This is a genomic window from Saccharothrix lopnurensis, from assembly GCF_042658445.1.
Taxonomy (GTDB): domain Bacteria; phylum Actinomycetota; class Actinomycetes; order Mycobacteriales; family Pseudonocardiaceae; genus Actinosynnema; species Actinosynnema lopnurensis.
Map to the genome: position 1 here is coordinate 67,573 of NZ_JBHSQO010000028.1, position 17,472 is coordinate 85,044.

11 protein-coding genes are annotated in these 17,472 nt (G+C 73.7%); 3 read left to right on the forward strand and 8 right to left on the reverse strand.

Features of this window, described 5'->3' with window-relative positions; all coding sequences use genetic code 11:
- Positions 1-78: 78 nt before the first annotated feature.
- From ACFP3R_RS24305 to ACFP3R_RS24320, 4 genes are all read right to left on the reverse strand, one after another.
- Positions 79-990: a Dyp-type peroxidase gene (locus ACFP3R_RS24305; RefSeq protein ID WP_380638699.1), complete on the reverse strand. Its 912-nt coding sequence runs from the start codon at positions 988-990 to the stop codon at positions 79-81.
- On the reverse strand, positions 987-1,487 hold the full coding sequence (locus ACFP3R_RS24310) for an immunity 26/phosphotriesterase HocA family protein (protein ID WP_380638700.1): 501 nt from the start codon (positions 1,485-1,487) through the stop codon (positions 987-989). Before ACFP3R_RS24310 ends, ACFP3R_RS24305 begins: the two co-directional genes overlap by 4 nt.
- Positions 1,460-9,232 (reverse strand): RHS repeat-associated core domain-containing protein, encoded by a 7,773-nt coding sequence (locus ACFP3R_RS24315; protein ID WP_380638701.1) that lies wholly within the window; start codon positions 9,230-9,232, stop codon positions 1,460-1,462. Before ACFP3R_RS24315 ends, ACFP3R_RS24310 begins: the two co-directional genes overlap by 28 nt.
- A gap of 268 nt (positions 9,233-9,500) precedes the next feature.
- Positions 9,501-9,749 carry a DUF6289 family protein gene (locus ACFP3R_RS24320; protein ID WP_380638702.1) on the reverse strand — a complete coding sequence of 83 codons (249 nt, stop codon included), beginning with the start codon at positions 9,747-9,749 and terminating at the stop codon, positions 9,501-9,503.
- Between the two features lie 303 nt (positions 9,750-10,052).
- On the opposite strand from ACFP3R_RS24320, the gene ACFP3R_RS24325 reads away from it, so the two are divergent.
- Complete coding sequence (locus ACFP3R_RS24325) at positions 10,053-11,789, forward strand: DUF4082 domain-containing protein (protein ID WP_380638703.1); 1,737 nt, start codon at positions 10,053-10,055, stop codon at positions 11,787-11,789.
- A gap of 81 nt (positions 11,790-11,870) precedes the next feature.
- On the opposite strand, the gene ACFP3R_RS24330 is transcribed toward ACFP3R_RS24325, so the two are convergent.
- The gene (locus tag ACFP3R_RS24330; protein WP_380638704.1) at positions 11,871-12,152 is read right to left on the reverse strand and encodes a DUF3040 domain-containing protein; all 282 of its coding nucleotides are present in this window, start codon (positions 12,150-12,152) and stop codon (positions 11,871-11,873) included.
- Positions 12,153-12,295: 143 nt separating this feature from the next.
- Here ACFP3R_RS24330 and ACFP3R_RS24335 point away from each other — a divergent pair, with 143 nt between their 5' ends.
- A complete protein-coding gene (locus ACFP3R_RS24335; RefSeq protein WP_380638705.1) occupies positions 12,296-12,811 on the forward strand; it encodes a mycothiol transferase in 516 nt (171 codons plus the stop codon).
- 270 nt (positions 12,812-13,081) lie between these two features.
- On the opposite strand, the gene ACFP3R_RS24340 is transcribed toward ACFP3R_RS24335, so the two are convergent.
- The 3 genes from ACFP3R_RS24340 to ACFP3R_RS24350 all read right to left on the reverse strand — a co-directional run bounded on the left by ACFP3R_RS24340 (position 13,082) and on the right by ACFP3R_RS24350 (position 16,603).
- The gene (locus ACFP3R_RS24340) at positions 13,082-14,008 is read right to left on the reverse strand and encodes a helix-turn-helix domain-containing protein (RefSeq protein WP_380638706.1); all 927 of its coding nucleotides are present in this window, start codon (positions 14,006-14,008) and stop codon (positions 13,082-13,084) included.
- A 75-nt stretch (positions 14,009-14,083) separates the two neighbouring features.
- Entirely contained in the window at positions 14,084-15,277 is a 1,194-nt protein-coding gene (locus tag ACFP3R_RS24345) for a S1 family peptidase (protein WP_380638707.1), read from the reverse strand.
- A 366-nt stretch (positions 15,278-15,643) separates the two neighbouring features.
- A complete protein-coding gene (locus tag ACFP3R_RS24350) occupies positions 15,644-16,603 on the reverse strand; it encodes an LLM class flavin-dependent oxidoreductase (protein ID WP_380638708.1) in 960 nt (319 codons plus the stop codon).
- Between the two features lie 171 nt (positions 16,604-16,774).
- Between ACFP3R_RS24350 and ACFP3R_RS24355 the strand changes: the two genes are divergently transcribed.
- A complete protein-coding gene (locus ACFP3R_RS24355) occupies positions 16,775-17,446 on the forward strand; it encodes an AIM24 family protein (RefSeq protein WP_380638709.1) in 672 nt (223 codons plus the stop codon).
- The last annotated feature ends 26 nt before the right edge of the window (positions 17,447-17,472 follow it).

Below are 17,472 nucleotides of genomic sequence, written 5' to 3' on the forward strand. Positions count from 1 at the left end.
GATCGCTTCCTGCCCGTTGTCGGCGGGCGGGGTCCCGGGCAGGACGACGTTCGCGCCCGCCCGGCGGACGACAGGCGGTCAGCCGGCGGTCGGCACCGCGTAGTAACCGCCGCCGACGGTGAGCAGGTACGGGTGCAGGGCGTCGCCCGCCATGCGGGACTGGGCCAGGGCGAAACCCTTCCCGAAGTCGTCCTGGAAGGCCATGAACAGCACGCCCTCGTCCGGGGTGCCCTGCGCGGTGGGCGGGGCCTGGTAGGCCCAGGACCGGCGCAGCATCCGGGGCGCCGGCGCGCCCGGGGTGCGGGGGTTCATGGCGCGCACGTGCGAGTCCAGGGGGATCACCGCGCCCGTCGGGTCCGCGGCGTAGCCGGGGTCGGCGTGGGCGGGGGCGCCGTCGAGCCAGGTGCCGTCCGGGTGGCGGCCGATGACGCGGCGGTGGTGCTCCGGGGTGTCGGCGTCCCAGGACCGGTGCGCCAAGCGGATGACGCGCACCGCGAGGAGCGCGTCACCGGTGGGCAGGAGGACCGACCCGCTGTTGGTCTGCCCCTCCACGAAGCCGAAGGGGTTGCGCTGCAACCCGCCGTCGACGGTGTCGCGGCGGACGGTGGTCTGCCAGGTCGCGCGCGCGTCGGGCAGGGCGGCCAGGAGCCCCGCCAGGCGTTCCCGGCACTCCTCCTCGTCGTCCCCCTCGACCTGGAGGAACGCGTCGGTGTTGCTGCGCTCCGGGATCAGCACCTCGCCGGGGAACGGGGGCATGGCGGTCAGGCCGGGGGTGCCCGGCGCCAGGCGGGCGCCCAGGCCCACCAGGACGTCGGGTTCGCCCCGCAGCTCCAGCAGCGGCGCGGCGGCCCCGGTCCGCAGGAACGCCACCGCCCCCGCCCGCCGGGGGCGGCGCAGGGCCGGGTGCCCGACGGGCGCCGGGTCCGCCGCGCACCCGGCCAACGCGGTCAGCGCCGCACCCGCGAGGAAGGCGCGGCGGGTGGGGCTCACCGCGAGTAGCCCACGACCGGCAGGCCGAGGGCGCGGCCGATCTCGCGGTCCACCGAGAAGTACCCGGCCAGGGTCCACGAGCCGCACGGCTCGGTGTGGGTGGTCGGCTGCCCGTCCCGGTCGAGGTGCTCCCCGCCGCTGGTGCGGAAGCAGTGCCGCTCCAGCAGGTCGGCCGGGGCGGGGTCGTGGTGGGCGACGGTGCGGAAGTAGCCCTTGGTCCAGGGCAGGCGGTTGATGAACAGGGGCGGCGCGAGCAGGGCGTCCGGGCGCAGGCGGGCGAGGTCCGGCTCGGGCGAGCCGGACACCGCGTCGTAGAGGTAGATCAGGTACGCGCCGGGGATGGGCGCCCGCCCCCGGGGCAGGTCCGCGCCCACGACCCGACCGAACAGGTGCCTGCCGTCGGCCAGCTCCAGGGTGAACACGTCGCCCGGTCGCACCGCCTTGCGCGAGCCCGTGCCCGCGACCAGGTTCACCGGCGATGGTTCCGGTTCAGCCACGCCTCACCCCACTTCACGGCCTGATCGTAGTACGGGTGCTTCGGGCTGATGCTGTTGATCTTGTTCTCCCCGCGGTTGCGGTTGATGAGGGCCTGCTCGATGGCGCGGGCCTCGCCGCGGGTCACCGGGCTCTTGGTGACCGGGTCGAGTTCGAAGTCCCGGCCGGAGTGCTGGTTACCCCGCCGCTTCAGGTCGTTGGTGATGCCCGAGTACACGGGGTCGCCGTTGCGGAGGCCCTGGTAGACGTCCACGCCCGCGTCGGCGTTGCGGCCCTGGGTCAGCGCCTTCGGGAACGGCGGCATCGCGTCGAGCGCCTTGCCCGCCCGGCCCAGCCCACCGAGCCCGCCGAGGGCGCCCATCGCGCAGCCGCCCGCCGCCGCCGCGCCCACGCCGCCCCAGTCGACCTTGCGGCCGGACAGGCGCTGGCCCGCGTAGTTCATCCCGCCGTCGAGCAGGCCGCCGACCAGGCAGCCCACCAGCAGCGGGTTGTGGCCGGACGGGTCGGTGAGGTTGGTCGGCGAGTTCGCCGCGTAGGCGTAGAGGTTCGTGCCGCCCGCGATGCCGATCGGGTCCTCGGACACGAACCGCTGCAACGCCGGGCTGTAGTAGCGGGCCCGGTAGTGCATCAGGCCCGTGCCGTCGTCCTGGCGGCCGGTGAACGCGAGGTCCGAGCCGCGGCGGTCGCCGGTCGCGACGGGTGTGCCGAACGGGTCGTAGGCCGTGGTCGCGGCCACCGCCCCGTCGCCGCGCCCCAGGGCGATCGGCGAACCGATCACATCGGTGAGGGTCGTGTCGGTGACGCCGGCCGCGGTGCGGGCGAACCACTGGTCCACTCCCCCGGCCAGCTGCGCCGCGGTGACCGCGCCGCCGGCGTCCAGCTCGGCGACCGCGTTCGCGCCGTCGTGGACGAACCTCGTGGTGACGCCGCCGACCACGCGGGCGGTGCGGGTGCCCTCCGCGTCGTAGGAGTAGGTCGAGGTGAGGCCGACGCGGCTGGTGGCGGTGAGCTTGCCGCGCGCGTTCCACGAGTAGGTGGTGGCGCCGTCGCCGCGCAGGTTGCCGTCGGCGTCGTAGGTCAGCGCGACGCCGCCCGCCGAGATCAGGCGGTTGGCGTCGTCGTACACCAGGTCGGCGCGGGCCGCCGGGAGCACCACCCCGGCGAGGTCGCCGGTCACGGAGGTGCGCCGGCCGGCCGGGTCGTAGGTGTAGGCGAGGGCGCCCTTCGGCGTGCCGGAGTGGGCGTAGGAGATGCCCGTGACCTGGCCCGCGGCGTCGTAGGCGTAGGTCTGCGTCCAGCCGCCCGGCAGGGTCAGGGTCCCGACCCGGCCCGCGGCGTCACGGGTCGCCGTGGTGGCCTCGCCACCCCGCGCCACGCCGGTGAACGCGCCCGAGTCGTCGTAGGTGTAGGTGGTGGTGGGCAGTCCGGGCAGGCTGGTGGACGTCTGCCTGCCGCCCTCGTCGTAGCCGTACCCCACGGTGCCGTTCGGGCCGGTCGTGGTGAGCAGGCGGTCCCGCGCGTCGTAGGTGCTGGTGAGCGTGCCGCCGGCGGTGTCGTGCAGCTCGGTCAGGCGGTCGAACGCGTTGTAGGAGTAGGTGAGCCGGGACTCCTGCGCCTGCGGTCCCGTGACGCCGAACCGGGTCGAGGTCGGCCGGTCGAGCAGGTCGAAGGCGGTCTCCGAGCGGGTGCCGGAGCGGTTGACCGAGGCCGTGGCGCGGCCCGCCGCGTCGTAGGTCGTGGTGGCGGTGCGGCCGAGCGGGTCGGTGGTGGACACCGGCCGGTCCTGGCCGTCGTAGGTCCACCGCGTGGTCTTGCCGCGCTGGTCGGTGTACGAGGTGAGGTTGCCGTTGTCGTCGTAGGCGAAGCGGCTCACCCCGCCCAGCGCGTCGGTGACGGTGACCGGCTGGTTGAACACGTCGTACGCGGTCAGGGACTTCGCGCCGGCCGGGTCGGTCTCCTGCACGAGCCGCCCGGCCGCGTCCACGAAGTTCCGGGTCACGCGCCCCAGCGGGTCCTTCGCCTCGACCGCGCCGCCCGCCTCGTAGGTGAACGAGGTGACGCCGCCGCCGGGCTCGGTGACCTTCGCGACCTGGCCCGTCGAGGTCCACGTGGTGGCGGTGACGAGGCCGGCCGGGTCGGTGACGGTGAGCGGGTTGCCCTTGGCGTCGTAGGTGTAGGTGGTGGTGCGGCCGGCCGGGTCGGTGGTGCTCAGCGGCCGGTCGAACGGCCCGTAGGTGACCTCGCCGCCGACGAACTCGTCCGCGGTGCCGGCCAGCCCGGTGGTCCGGGTGATCCGCTGGGCCGCGTCGTAGGTGTACCCGGTGCGCCTGCCGTGCGGGTCGACGACCGCGTCCACCCGGTTGTCCGGCCCGCGCACGTAGGTGGTGGTGCGGGCCAGGGGCGTGCCGTGGGCCGCGGTGTCGGTCGCGACCATGTGGTTGGCGTCGAAGGTGACGCGGCGGACCGCCCCGTTGGGCTGGGTCACGCGCGTCTCGGTGATCGCGCCGGCCGGGTCGAGCGTGTAGGCGAACCGGAAGGTGCCGCCGTCGGCGAGGTCCTGGCGCTGGACGCGGCCGTTGGCGTCGTAGACGACGTCGAGGTAGGCCACGCCGCGCGCGTCGGTGATGCGGGTGATCCGGTTGGCGCTGTCGTAGGTGTAGGTGGTGACCTTGCCCGCGACGTCGGTGGCGGTCGCCAGCCGGCCGGCGGTGTCGTAGGTGTAGGAGGTGGCGCGACCGATGTTGTCGCGCGCCGCGACGACCCGGTTGGTCGAGTCGTACTCCAGGGAGATCCAGCGGCCGTTGGGCGAGACGATCTGGGTGACCTCGCCGTTGGCCCCGCTCGGCCGGATGAAGGTGACCTGGTTGCCGTTGCGGTCCTGCATGGCGCGTGCGCGGGCGTACCAGGGGAAGAAGTACTTGGTGCCGTCGCGCAGGGTCAGCACCCAGTCGCCGTCGACCTGGGCGATGGTGGAGCCGGTGTAGCGGCCCGGTGAGCCGACCGCGCCGAACACGGCGTCGCTGTAGCCCGTGCCGGGCGAGGTGCGCGCGTAGTGCGCCCGACCGCCGCCGGGGGTGTAGAGGTCGACCTCCTGGTACTGGCGCTCGGAGGCCAGGAACATGTTGAAGTCGGCGCCGGAGTTCAGGCCGAACTCGCGGACCTGGCCGTCACCCTGCCAGTACATGCGGGTGAGCGAGATCGGCATGGTGTCGCCGAGGCCGAGGTCGGTGTGCGAGTCGGTGAGCAGGCCCGTGGACAGGTCCACCGGGTCACCGGACAGCTTGTCGATCAGGTCCTGCCACCACGGCTTCTGCGGCTTGGGGTTGCCGGGCGTGTTGAACATGGCCCCGTCGAGGGTCCACAGCCGGGTCTTCTCGTCCGGCACCACGCGCGTGCCGCCGTCGTCGACGCGGCCCTTGCCGTAGACGTACCAGCCCTTGTCGGCCGGGTCGTAGTTCCAGAAGTCGACCTCGGCGCCGGGCGGCAGGTCGGTGTAGTTCGGGTACACCACCGACGCGCCGTCCGGGAAGATCGACGTCCCGCCCGGCTGGACGGTGAAGTACGTGGGCACGATGCCGTTGCGCGGCAGCGGGTACGGCGGCCGGTCCACCGGGATGGCGGTGATGCCCAGCTCCCGCACCACGTTGCCGTCCTGGTCGCGCACCACGGACCCGGCCGGGACGCGGACCTCCAGGCCCGGCACGTCCGGGGTGGTCAGCACGGTCTCGCGGGTGGTCGGCGCACCGATCCTGACCGTGTTGCGCATGTCCAGTCGCGGCAGCCAGACCGGCGCGTCCAGCGGGGTGGTGACGTCCGGCCGGACCTTGGCGCGGATGCGGAAGGTGCCGTAGCGGACCGGGGCTGTCTCGGCGGCGTAGCCGTCCACGACGAGCGTGGTGGCGTTGGTCCGGACGCCGGTGAGCAGGAAGCGGCCCTGCGCGTCGGTGGTGGTGCGGACGTCGTCGACGCGCACCGGGATGTCCCGCAGCGGCGCGCCGTCGAGGCCGCGCACGTGGCCGCTGACCGCCGTCTTGCCGGGCGCGGCGACCAGGTCGGTGACCGGCTCGGGGTCCGGGCGGCGGGTGGCCCAGTCGACGCCGTCGAGGTTGCCCTGGTCGGGTGACCAGGCCGGGGCCAGGTCGGGTTCCGGGGTGCGGTCCGGGGTGGCCGCGTTCGGCGAGCGCAGGTCGGCGGGCACCCGACCGGGGGCGGGGCGCGTCGGCCGGGGGTCGTCGACGTTGCGGGCGGCGTCGGGCTTGCGGGCGGCCGGTGTGGTCGCCGGCCGGGCCTGCGTCTCGGCCTGCGTCTCCGCCGGGGTGAGCTCGGTCCTGGCGGAGGCGGCGCCGGCGGGCCGGGTGGCGGTGAACGTGACGGACCCGACCAGCGCGGCCGTCGGCATCACGACCAGCCGGTACGTGCCGGCCGAGGGCAGCGTGACGTCCAGCGTGCCGTTGCCGTACTTGGCCGCGCCGACGCGGCTGCCGTTGGGGGCGTTGAGCTGCCAGTCCAGGTCGCAGCAGCCGAACGCCGAGGACGTGCCGGTGGAGGTGATGACGACGCGCTGGTTGGCGGCGGCGGTGAACGTGGCGAAGGCGTCCTGGCCGGGGTTGGTGAAGGTGACGGGCTTCGCCGTGCCGTCGAGGGGCAGGGGGCCGAGGTCGAGGTCCGCCGGGACGTTCCACGCCTTGACGGTCGTGGCGCCGACGAGGGCGGCGGCCGGGTCGAAGTCGATCCGGTACGTGCCGTCCTGCGGCAACGCGATCGTGTCCAACGTGCTGTTGCCGTACTTCGCCGAACCGACCCGGGCGCCGTTGGGCGCGGTCAACCACCAGTCCAGGTCACAGCACCCGAACGCCGAGGACGTGCCGCTGGTCTGCACCAGGACCCGCTGGCCCGCGGTGCCCTGGAACGTCGTGTACCCGTTCTGACCGGGGTTGGCGAACGTCACCGTCTTCGCGGTGCCGTCCAAGGACTGCTGGCCCGCGTCGAAGTCGGCGGGGACGTTCCACGCCTTGACCGTGATGGCGCCGACCAGGGCGGCGGCCGGGTCGAAGTCGATCCGGTACGTGCCGTCCTGCGGCAACGCGATCGTGTCCAACGTGCTGTTGCCGTACTTCGCCGAACCGACCCGAGCGCCGTTGGGCGCGGTCAACCACCAGTCCAGGTCACAGCACCCGAACGCCGAGGACGTGCCGCTGGTCTGCACCAGGACCCGCTGGCCCGCGGTGCCCTGGAACGTCGTGTACCCGTTCTGACCGGGGTTGGCGAACGTCACCGTCTTCGCGGTGCCGTCCAAGGACTGCGCGCCGGCGTTGAAGTCGGCCGGCACGGTCCACGCCCTGACCGTCGTCGAGCCGGTCAGAGCGGCGGCCGGGTTGAAGACCACCCGGTACGTGCCGTCCTCGGGCAGGGCGATGGTGTCCAGGGTGCTGTTGCCGTACTTGGCCGAGCCGACCCGGGCGCCGTTGGGCGCGGACAGCCACCAGTCCAGGTCACAGCACCCGAGCCCGGACGACGTGGCACTGGTCTGGATCAACACCCGCTGACCGGCCGTGCCCTGGAACGTGGTGAAGCCGTTCTGACCCGGGTTGCCGAAGGTGACCGTCTTCGCCGTGCCGTCCAACGCCTGCGCACCCGCGTCGAAATCGGCCGGCACGGTCCACGCCCTGACCGTCGTCGAGCCGACCAGGGCGGCGGCCGGGTTGAAGACCACCCGGTACGTGCCGTCCTGCGGCAGCGCGATCGTGTCCAGCGTGCTGTTGCCGTACTTCGCCGAACCCACCCGCGAACCGTCCGGCGCGGACAACCACCAGTCGAGATCACAGCACCCGAGCCCGGACGACGTGCCGCTGGTCTGGATCAACACCCGCTGACCCGTGACGCCCTGGAACGTGGTGAAGCCGTTCTGACCCGGGTTGCCGAAGGTGACCGTCTTCGCGGTCCCGTCCAACGCCTGCGCACCCGCGTCGAAATCGGCCGGCACGGTCCACGCCCTGACCGTCGTCGAGCCGGTCAGAGCGGCGGCCGGGTCGAAGACCACCCGGTACGTGCCGTCCTGCGGCAGCGCGATCGTGTCCAACGTGCTGTTGCCGTACCTGGCGGCCCCGACGCGCGTGCCGTCCGGCGCGGACAACCACCAGTCCAGGTCGCAACAACCCAGGCCCGAGGACGTGCCGCTGGTCTGCACCAGGACCCGCTGGCCCGTGACGCCCTGGAACGTGGTGAAGCCGTTCTGACCGGGGTTGCCGAAGGTGACCGTCTTCGCGGTCCCGTCCAGCGCCTGCGCGCCGGCGTCGAAGTCGGCGGGGACGTTCCACGCGGCGATCGTGGTCGAGCCGGTGAGCCCGCGAGCCGGGTCCAGCCGGATGAGGTAGGTGCCGGTCTGCGGCAGGGTCGTGGTGTCCAGGGTGCTGTTGCCGTACCTCGCGGCCCCGACCCGGGTGCCGTCCGGCGCGACCAGCCACCAGTCCAGGTCACAGCAGCCGAACCCGGAGGACGTGGCGCTCGTCTGGATCAGCACCCGCTGCCCGGCCGTGCCCTGGAACGTGGTGTGGGCGTTGCGGCCGGGGTGGGTGGTGGTGACGGTCTTCGCGGTGCCGTCCAGCGGCTGCGCGCCCGCGTCGAGGTCGGCGGGCACCCGGTGCACGGTCACCGAGGTGGTGCCGGCGGTGGCCGAGGTGTTGCGCAGCACGATCGTCCGCAGGCCCGCGCCGGTCGCGGGGCCGGTCTCGATCCAGCCGTTCGTGCCGGGGCACGACGCCGAGCCGGTCTGCCGGTTGCGCTCGTCGTAGGCGCGGGCTTCGAGGTTGCAGGAGCCGAACGTGCCGCCGCTCAGCGTCACGGCGAAGCGCTCGCCGTCGGCGGCCGCGAAGTGGCGCAGCGCGTACTTCCCGGCGGGGATCGCGACCTGGGTCGCGGTGTCCACGGGGATCGCGCCGGCCGAGTCGATGTTCTCCGGCGCGACGCCCGAGGGCGGCACCACGAAGACGGCGGAGCTGGTCGCGGTGCCGGCGGGGGTGCTGAACGAGAACGGGCCCGAGGCCGCGCCGGGCGGCACGGTGACGGTGAGGCTGGTGTCGGTGCGCGCGGTGACCGGGGCGAGGACGCCGTTGAGTCGCACCAGGTTGTTGGCGAACTCGGGATCGGTGTGGACGACGCCGAGGGTGACGGTGGCGCCCGGGGCGGCGGCCGCGGGCGTGAAGCCGGTCAGCGCGGGCCGGTCGTCGCCGACGACCACGACGCCGTCGAGGGAGGCCGTGCCGTTCGGCGAGGTGACCTCCAGCGGGCCGCTCGTGGCGCCGTCGGGAACGGTCACGACCAGTTCGGTCGCCTTGGCGGAGGTGACCGGCGCCGGGGCGCCGTTGATCCGGGCGGTGGTGCCCGAGGTGGTGAAGCCCTTGCCGGTGACGGTGATGGAGTCGCCGGGGCGCACCCTGCCGGGCACCGCCGACAGCACCGCCACCGCGGGCGTGCCGAGCCGCTCGACGCCGGTCACGTTGCCGGCGGCGTCGTAGCGGTAGCGGGCGACCGAGCCGTCCGCGGCCACGACGCCGGTGAGGCGCCCGAGGGCGTCGTAGGCGTAGGACGCGGCACCGGGCGGCGGCTCGGGGGCCTGGTCGGCGACCTGCCGGGTGACCGGCTGCGGGGCGGCGGGCCGGGGCTGGGCGCCGGAGTAGCCGGCCGTCGACCCGGCGACGGTCAGGACGGCCAGGAACAGGGTGGAGAGGCGTCTGGACGGGCGCGGCACGTCGTCTCCTCGGGGCAGGGTCGCGAGCAGGGGCACAACCCCGGCCGAGGGGTCGGCCGGTCGGGACTACGGGGGTCGGGCACTACGGGGCAGGGGCATTGCGCTGGTCTTTCGTCGTCGGGGAGCGGGGCATTACAGAAGTCACTCGAACGGCCGCAGGACGTGTCATTCGCAGTCGCGTGGACTGGGCGGTTCGGCACATGCCGTTGCGCCGAACCGGCCCGAAGTCCGCGGCGGAGCCGCGTTCGGCCACGTCAGCACACGGGCGTCATTCCGGTTGGCACTGGGCCTGCGTGGTCTCCACGTACCGCGACGTCTGGCCCCACTGGTCGGTCGTGCCGTCGCAGAACTTCGTGGAGCCGCCGACCACCACGGTCCACGCGCTGTCGGCGTAGTAGGTCCTGGTGCACTGGTAGCCGGCCTTGCACACCGGGATCGCCTGGGCGGGCGCGGCGGACAGGACCGCGGTCGCCACGGCCGAGGCGACCGCGGCCGCGGTGAGGAAACGGCGGATCATGTCGAACCCCCAAAAGTTGATTTCCTTTCACATTAGTGGGGTGGGAACGGGGTGAAATCACCCGATCGGTCTCACCGACCGGGCGCCGGCCACGGCCGAAAAGCCGCTTTCCCTTGCCACCCCCGAATATCAGGGGTCCGCGATCACACTCCCGGGTTCACCGCGCGGCCGGCCGCCCCGATCGCGCGCCGTGCCGTGGAATACCGCAGAGCCGAGGAAAAAGCGGTAACGGTGGCTCGGGGCCCACCGATCCCCGACGTATCCGCGGGCCGTCCCGGCCCCGAGGGGAAAGGCGAAAAAACCATGCCTTCGTCAGGAACCGACCGAAGATCAGGCAGACCGCGGGCACGGCTGCTCGCCATCGCGGTGGTCGTGCCCGCCCTGCTCATGGCACCCGTCGCGCCCGCGTCCGCCGCCGACCAGCCCGGCGTCCAGGCGGCCGCGCTGACCGCCACCAGCCCGGTCGACGGCGCGGGCACCGTCGCGCTGACCCCGACCGTGAGCGCCACCTTCACCGAAGCGCTCGCCGAGCCCTCCCTCCAGTTCACCCTCGCCGGCCCCGCGGGCCCGGTCGCCGGCCAGGTGTCCCTCCCGACCGGCACGACCGCGCGGTTCGTCCCGTCCGCGCCGCTGGCCCCGGGCACCGCCTACACCGCGTCGGTCCAGGCCGACGACGCCACGGGCACCCCGGTCGGACCCCACACCTGGACGTTCACCACGGGCACGCCGCGCGGCGCGGACTGCCCGTGCACGATCTGGGACGACTTCGCGATGCCCGCCCTGACCACCACCGGCGACACCGGGGCGGTGGAGCTGGGCACGAAGGTCTACTTCACCAGCCGGGGCGAGGTGCTGGGCGTCCGGTTCTACAAGGGCGCGGGCAACAACGGCACCCACACGGGCTCGTTCTGGTCGGCCACCGGGCAGCGGCTGGCGACCGGCACGTTCACCGGCGAGACCGCGTCCGGCTGGCAGACGCTGCTCTTCGACGACCCGGTGGTCGTGGAGGTCGACACGACCTACGTGGTGTCCTACTTCGCGCCCCAGGGCCACTACGCGATAGAGGTCGGCTACTTCGGCGTCCCCCGCAGGCCCATCGGCTACGGGCACATCCAGGCCGTGTCCGACAGCGCGGCCACCCCCAACGGCGTGTTCCGCTACGGCGGCGGGATGCCCGTCTCCTACTACCAGGGTTCGAACTACTGGGTGGACGTCGTCTACCGCCACGGCACGAACGGCGACCACACCCGGCCGGTGCTCGACACCCGGACCCCGGCCCCGGACGCGACGTCCGTGGGGCTGGACGCCGGCCTGACCCTGGGCTTCAGCGAGGCGGTCGACCTCGCGACGTCGCAGTTCCTGCTGACCGACGACGGCCAGGCGCGCCTGGCGGGCACCCCGACGCGGTCCGCCGACGGCAGGACCGTGACCTGGACACCCGCCGCCCCGCTCGCGCCGGGCACCCGCTACACCGCGACCGTGCTCGCCGCCGACGTCAACGGCAACGTCATGGCGCCCACCGCGACGTGGACGTTCACCACCGGGGCCCAGGCCGCGTGCCCGTGCTCGCTGTTCAGCCAGGCGACCGTGCCCGACGAGCCGTCCGGCGGCCAGCGCGTCGCGGTCGAGCTGGGCGTGCGGTTCGGCTCCTCCGCGGCCGGCTCCGTCACCGCCGTCAAGTTCTACAAGGGGGACGGGGACACCGGCACCCACACCGGTTCGCTGTGGACCGACCAGGGCGTCCTGCTGGCGACCGGCACGTTCACCGGTGAGACCGCCTCCGGGTGGCAGACCCTGACCTTCGACGCCCCCGTGCCCGTGGAGGCGGGCCAGGTCTACGTGGCCTCCTACTACTCGCCCACCGGGCAGTACGCGGTCAACCGGGACTACTTCGGCAAGCGCGGGCCGTTCACCTCGGAACCGCTGTGGACGGCGCCCGGTCCCTACGCGAACGGCAGGTACCGGACGGGCGCCGGGTTCCCGGACAGCCACTACATCGGCAACAACTACTGGGTGGACGTCGTATTCACCACGGGGTGAGCGCGGCGCTCCACCGGGGTGAGGGCCCGGCTCTCCCGACGGCCTCGCCGGCCGTCGGGAGGGTCGGGTCCACCGAGCCGGTCACGCCCCCGAGCCGGTGCGCCCCGCGCGCTCGCCCCTCATCACGTGCGCGCCGGCCGCGCACACGAACGCGACGACGCTCCAGAAGACCAGCGAGAACGTCGCCGTCAGCAAGCCCAGCACCAGCAGCAGCGCACCGAGGGCGCACACGACCAGGACGGCCCTGGCGGGCCCGCCCGACCCGGCCAACCCGGTCCGCAGCACCTCGGCCAGCGCCGGGTCGGCCGCGGCCAACCGCCGCTCGATCTCGGCTAGCCGGCGTTTCTCGTCACGGCTGAGCATGGCGGGCTCCAACCATCCGGCGGCGACCTGGTCCTCGCCGGCCGGGTACCCGGCGCGCCAGGGGGAAAACGGGCTCCGCCGACCTGCCACCCGATGGACGAGCGGGTAGCGTCCCGGTCGAGACCGCTGGAGGAAGAGCGCGCATGGACGAGGTCACCGCGGTGGACGTGCTGGCGGACGGGTTCGAGCGGGTCCGCGGGTCGGTGGAACGCGTGCTGGACGGCCTGACCCAGCGGCAGCTGGCGCACCGGGTCGGCGGCACGGCCAACTCGATCGCCTGGCTGGTCTGGCACCTGACCCGCGTGCAGGACGACCACGTGGCCGAGGTCGCGGGCACCGAGCAGGTCTGGACCGCCGGGGGCTGGGCGGGGCGCTTCGACCTGCCGCTGCCGAACGGGGACACCGGCTACGGCCACGACAGCGGGGAGGTCGCCGCGGTCGTGGCGCCCGCCGACCTGCTGCTGGGCTACCACCGGGCGGTGCACGAGCGCACCGCGGCCTACGTGCGCGGGCTGGGCCCCGAGGACCTGGCCCGCGTCGTGGACGAGTCGTGGGACCCGCCGGTGACGCTGGCGGTGCGGCTGCTCAGCGTGGTGGAGGACGACCTCCAGCACGTGGGCCAAGCCGCCTTCGCGCGGGGCGTCCTGCCGGGGGACTGAGCCCCTCCGGCACGGGAGGGGGCCACCCGATGGTGGCCCGCCCCCTCTGCCGATCCCCCCCGGGCGGGCCACCACGACCAGTCTGGCGGACCACTCCTGCACGAACCTTGCACGAACCTTGAGTTCCCCGGTGGGGTGCGCGCCGACCCGTGCCGGGGGTGACGGGACCGCGACGTCACGGCCGGCCTCCCCGCTCCTCCGCGACGTCGAGGTCCGGGCGGGCGGGTCCGGGGCGACGACCCGCCGCCGCGCGCCCGCGTCACGGGCGGGTCATTCCCACTCCCAGGCGATGCCGTACACGCCGGGCTCGCACTTCGGCAGGTAGGTGTGGGCCTGGCCCGCCGGGTCGATCATGATGCGCCGGCGCGACGTGGCGGGTGCGTCGACGCTGGGGCGCCGGTACTCGTAGCAGCGCGCGGGGAGGGTGGCGCGGTCGAAGCAGACGCGCAGCAGGTAGCCGTCGCAGGCGGTGCGGAAGCGGCGTTCGTGGCCGCGCGAGGGCACGTCGCTCTCCCCCATCACCCACTCGTACTCGACCACCGCGGTCTCGTTCCTGCCGAGGACCCGCCCGAACTCGATCGCGGCGGAGGCGTACCCGCTGTCCTCGGCCACCTTCACCGCGCCGAGCCGGCCGCCGCCGCGCACGGTCAGGTGCGACGGCATCACGTCGCCCTCGTCCACGCCGTGCACGGTGATGAAGCGGTCGCACCCGTCGCCCGCGCCGCGCAGCACCTGCGTGGCCGAGACGCGGCGCAGCGACCGGCGGGCGTCGACGGAGCAGACCTCGGTGGTGGTCAGCACGGTGACGTCCGGGTTCGGCTCGTCGAGGCCGCCCAGCACGCTGCGGATGGGCGAGTCCGCGCCGTAGAGGTCCTCCATGCTCAGGCTGCCACCGGTGGTGCGCCGGCCGCGCGGGCGGGGCGGTTCCAGGAACTCGAACAGGGTGTCCGGCGGCAGGTCGAGGATGCCCTCCAGTTCGCGCAGCGCCCGCAGCGAGTTGGGCCGCTCGGGTCGGCTGCGGCCCTGCTGCCAGTAGCTCAGCGTGGCGATGCTGATCTCGACGCCCCGGTCCGCGAGCCGGGCGCGGATGCGGTCGAGGGTGAGGTCGCGCCGCGCTATGGCGATGCGCAGGGCGTCGGCGAACTTCTCCTGGCTCAGGACCTGCTCGGGTCCGGGTCGTTGCTGGGGAGCTGCCATGACCGAGTATGACCACCCAAAACGGTGAACGTCGATACCCCCGATCGGAGGTATCGACGTTCATGCCCTTCTCTGTCAGCCGACGTTCAGGGTCAGCCCGTAGTAGGACAGCGCGTCGCTCAGCGGCTGGAAGTACGAGGACTTCCCGCTCTGGGCGCCACCGTTGAAGGTGCACCGCTGGTTGGTCGGGCCGCCCGAGGTCATGCCCTGCGCCTGGTTGCCGGAGATGTAGGCGCCGCCGCTGTCGCCGCCCATCGTGCAGACGGTCGACTTGCCCAGCCCGCGAACCACGGTCGAGGGGCCGCCGTTCGGGTCCGTGTAGGTGACGGTCTGGTTGTAGCCGGTGATCGAACCGCAGGTCCAGCCGGTCGTGGCGCCGGACTTGCAGATCGACGCGCCGACCGCGCCCCTCGCGCCGCCCTTCACCGGGACCAGGCCGGCGGCGCCCCAGGTGCCCACCTGGGTGGGGATCGAGTTGCCCGCGTCGAGCCGGGCCACGCCCATGTCGACGCTGTCGGAGCCCAGCGCGTACCGGCTGCCCGCGCCCCTGGCGAACCGCACGCCGTCGTAGTAGAGGGAGGCGTTGCCCGCGACGCAGTGCCCGGCGCTGACCAGGTACTGCACGCCGCTGCTGGACCGCGCGCCGAACCCGACCGAGCAGTAGCCCGAGCCACCGTTGATCGTCATCTTGCTGCCCGGGTAGACCGCCGCCTGCGCGGAGAGCGTCTGCGGCACCTCCTCCACGCGCACCTTCGAGCCGTGCTCGGCCGCCGCCGCCAGGAACGCCCTGGCCGGCGGCCTGGTGCGGTCGACGACCTGGATCGTCACGACGTCCGCCGCCACGTCCACGCCCCACGAGGCGACACCGGCGGGCGCCTGCCGGGCCGCGAGCCGGTCGAGGTGGGCCTGCACCTCGTTCAGCGCGGCCTCGCCGCGGGCCGGCGTGCGGGCGGTGAGACCGGCCGCGCGCACCTCGGCCGCCGCCGCCCGGTCGGCGTTGACGGTGAGCGTGCCGGACCGGTCGAAGAACGCGCCGTCGACCCGCACGCCCCGGGCCGCGAGGCCGTCGAGGCGGCGCTGCTGGTCGGCTTCGCGGTCCAGTCGCCGCACCGCGGCCGACTCGTCGACGCCCAGCGTGCGCGCCAGGGCGGTGACCATCTCGGGCTGGTACTCCGACGCGGCGGGCGCCGCCGACGCGGTGCCGGAGAAGAGGGTCGTGGAAACGAGGCAGGACAGGGCCACGACACCCATCAATCGGTTTCGGGACACTACGACACCTTTCAACACCGGGGCGCACCAGCAGGGAGACGGAACGCGCGGAACACGGCACACGCATTCGGTCAATGGCTTGTCCCCGGTCAGCGAAGTTCATCGCCGCAAGCAGGAAGTCTGCCCCACCTCGAACAGGTGAACAACGACCCGCTTTCAACAAAACTCCCGGCCGTCCCTTGAAATGATCGACAGGAATTCCGGAGCCACTTTATCGGTCAATTACCGGGGTGGTGCGGGTAGCCGGATCGCCGGTCGCCGGCCGAGTTCCGCGCGGAACCGGTTCAGAACCTCGGCGGTGGGCGCCGCGTGCGTCCTCGCGCCGGGCCCGGTCACCGCGACCGCGCCACCGGTTGCGAACCCTGGTTACCCGGCGGGTTGCAGGACGGCGGCCAGCTGCTCCGGCCCCTGCCCGGCCGTCGGGATGAGCACGGCGCTGTCCAGGCCCGCGGCGAACAGCTCGTCCAGCCGCGCCCTGGCGTCGTCGGGGGTGCCGACCACCGCGAGCCGCCGCACCCACTCCTCGGGCAACCGGCGCGCGAACTCCTCGCGGCTGCCGCACTCCCGGCGCAGCGCCGCGAACTCCCCGGCGAACGGCAGCGGGGCCAGGTGCGGGGCCCAGTCGGGTTCGCCGATCCACGCCAGCCCGTCCCGCACGGCGTCGACCGCCACCGCCCGGTCGGGGTGGACGGCGGCCGCGTTGTAGCCCACGAGCCGGTGGGGGCCCGGCGCGCCGATGCGCCCGAGCGCGGCGCGCACGTACTCCGGGGTGGTCGGCTCGGCCAGGACCGTGCCGTCCGCCAGCCGGCCGGACAGGGCCAGCGACCTCGGGCCGCGCACCCCGGCCAGCACCGGCGGCACCTGCTCGGGCAGGCACGCGTCCTCCAACCGGACGCCGTCCAGCGCGACGTACTCGCCCGGCCGCACGGCTTCCCCGCGCAGCAGCCCCCGCACCGCGCGCAGGTACTCCTCCAGCAGCGTCAGGGGACTGGCGGGCCACTCCCCCACCGACCGCATCCACGCCGGCATCCCGTGCCCGATGCCCACGTCCACCCGGCCGGGGAACAGCCGGGCCAGCGTCGCCACCTCCATGGCGGCGAACGCGGCGTTGCGCGCGCCCACGGGCAGCAGCCCGATGCCGACCCGGATGCGCCCGGTCACCGCCAGCACGGCCGCCGCCTGGGCGATCCCGCCGTGGAAGCCGAGGTCCTCCACCACCCACAGCTCGTCGAACCCGAGTTCGTCGGCGCGGCGCGCGTAGGGCAGCACCCGGGAGCCGTCGAGGTCGCGGGGCAGCACGAGCCCGATCGATCCGGCACGAGACACGGCGGCTCCCCTCGGTTGACCCGGGCATGATCATAACCGCGGGCCGGGCGGGTCGACCGGAACGCCGAACTCGTGCGCCCCCGGCGGTGGCGCCTCGGCACCGGCCGGGGAAGTAGCCGTCGGGCGGCGTGCCGGGGTGCGCGTTCAGGGGAACACCTGCACCATCGGGTCATGCGCAGCTCACTTCTCGACCACGCGGAGCGATCGGTCGAGCCCGGCAGCTTCCAGCTCCAGAACGACCGGATGCTCAAGGTCGACCTCACCGGCACCGGGGGCTTCTTCTTCGCCAAACAGGGGTCGATGGTCGCCTACCAGGGCGACGTCGACTTCGCCTACGAGGGCAGCGGCGGCCTCGGCAAGCTGTTCAAGAAAGCCCTCACGGGCGAGGGCATGTCGCTGATGAAGGTGTCGGGCAGCGGGGACGTCTTCCTCGCCCAGGACGCGGACGAGGTGTTCATCGTCCACCTGGAGGACGAGGGCGTGACCGTCAACGGCAAGAACGTGCTCGCGTTCGAGAGCACCCTCAAGTGGGACATCAACCGCGTCGAGGGCGCGTCGATGCTCAGCGGCGGCCTGTTCAACACGACGTTCACCGGCACCGGGTCGCTCGCCGTCACCGCGTACGGGACGCCGGTCGTGCTGAACGTGGACGTGCCGACGTTCGTCGACATGCAGTCCTCGGTCCTGTGGTCCACCTCGTTGCAGTCCTCGATCCGGCGGACGGCGAAGCTCGCCGCGGCCATCGGGCGGGGCTCGGGCGAGGCGTACCAGCTCGCGCTGTCCGGGCACGGGATCGTCGTCGTGCAGGCTTCGGAGGGCCACCCGACGCCACAGGCGCAGTGACGACCGCGCCGCGGGGGCGGTCGGAA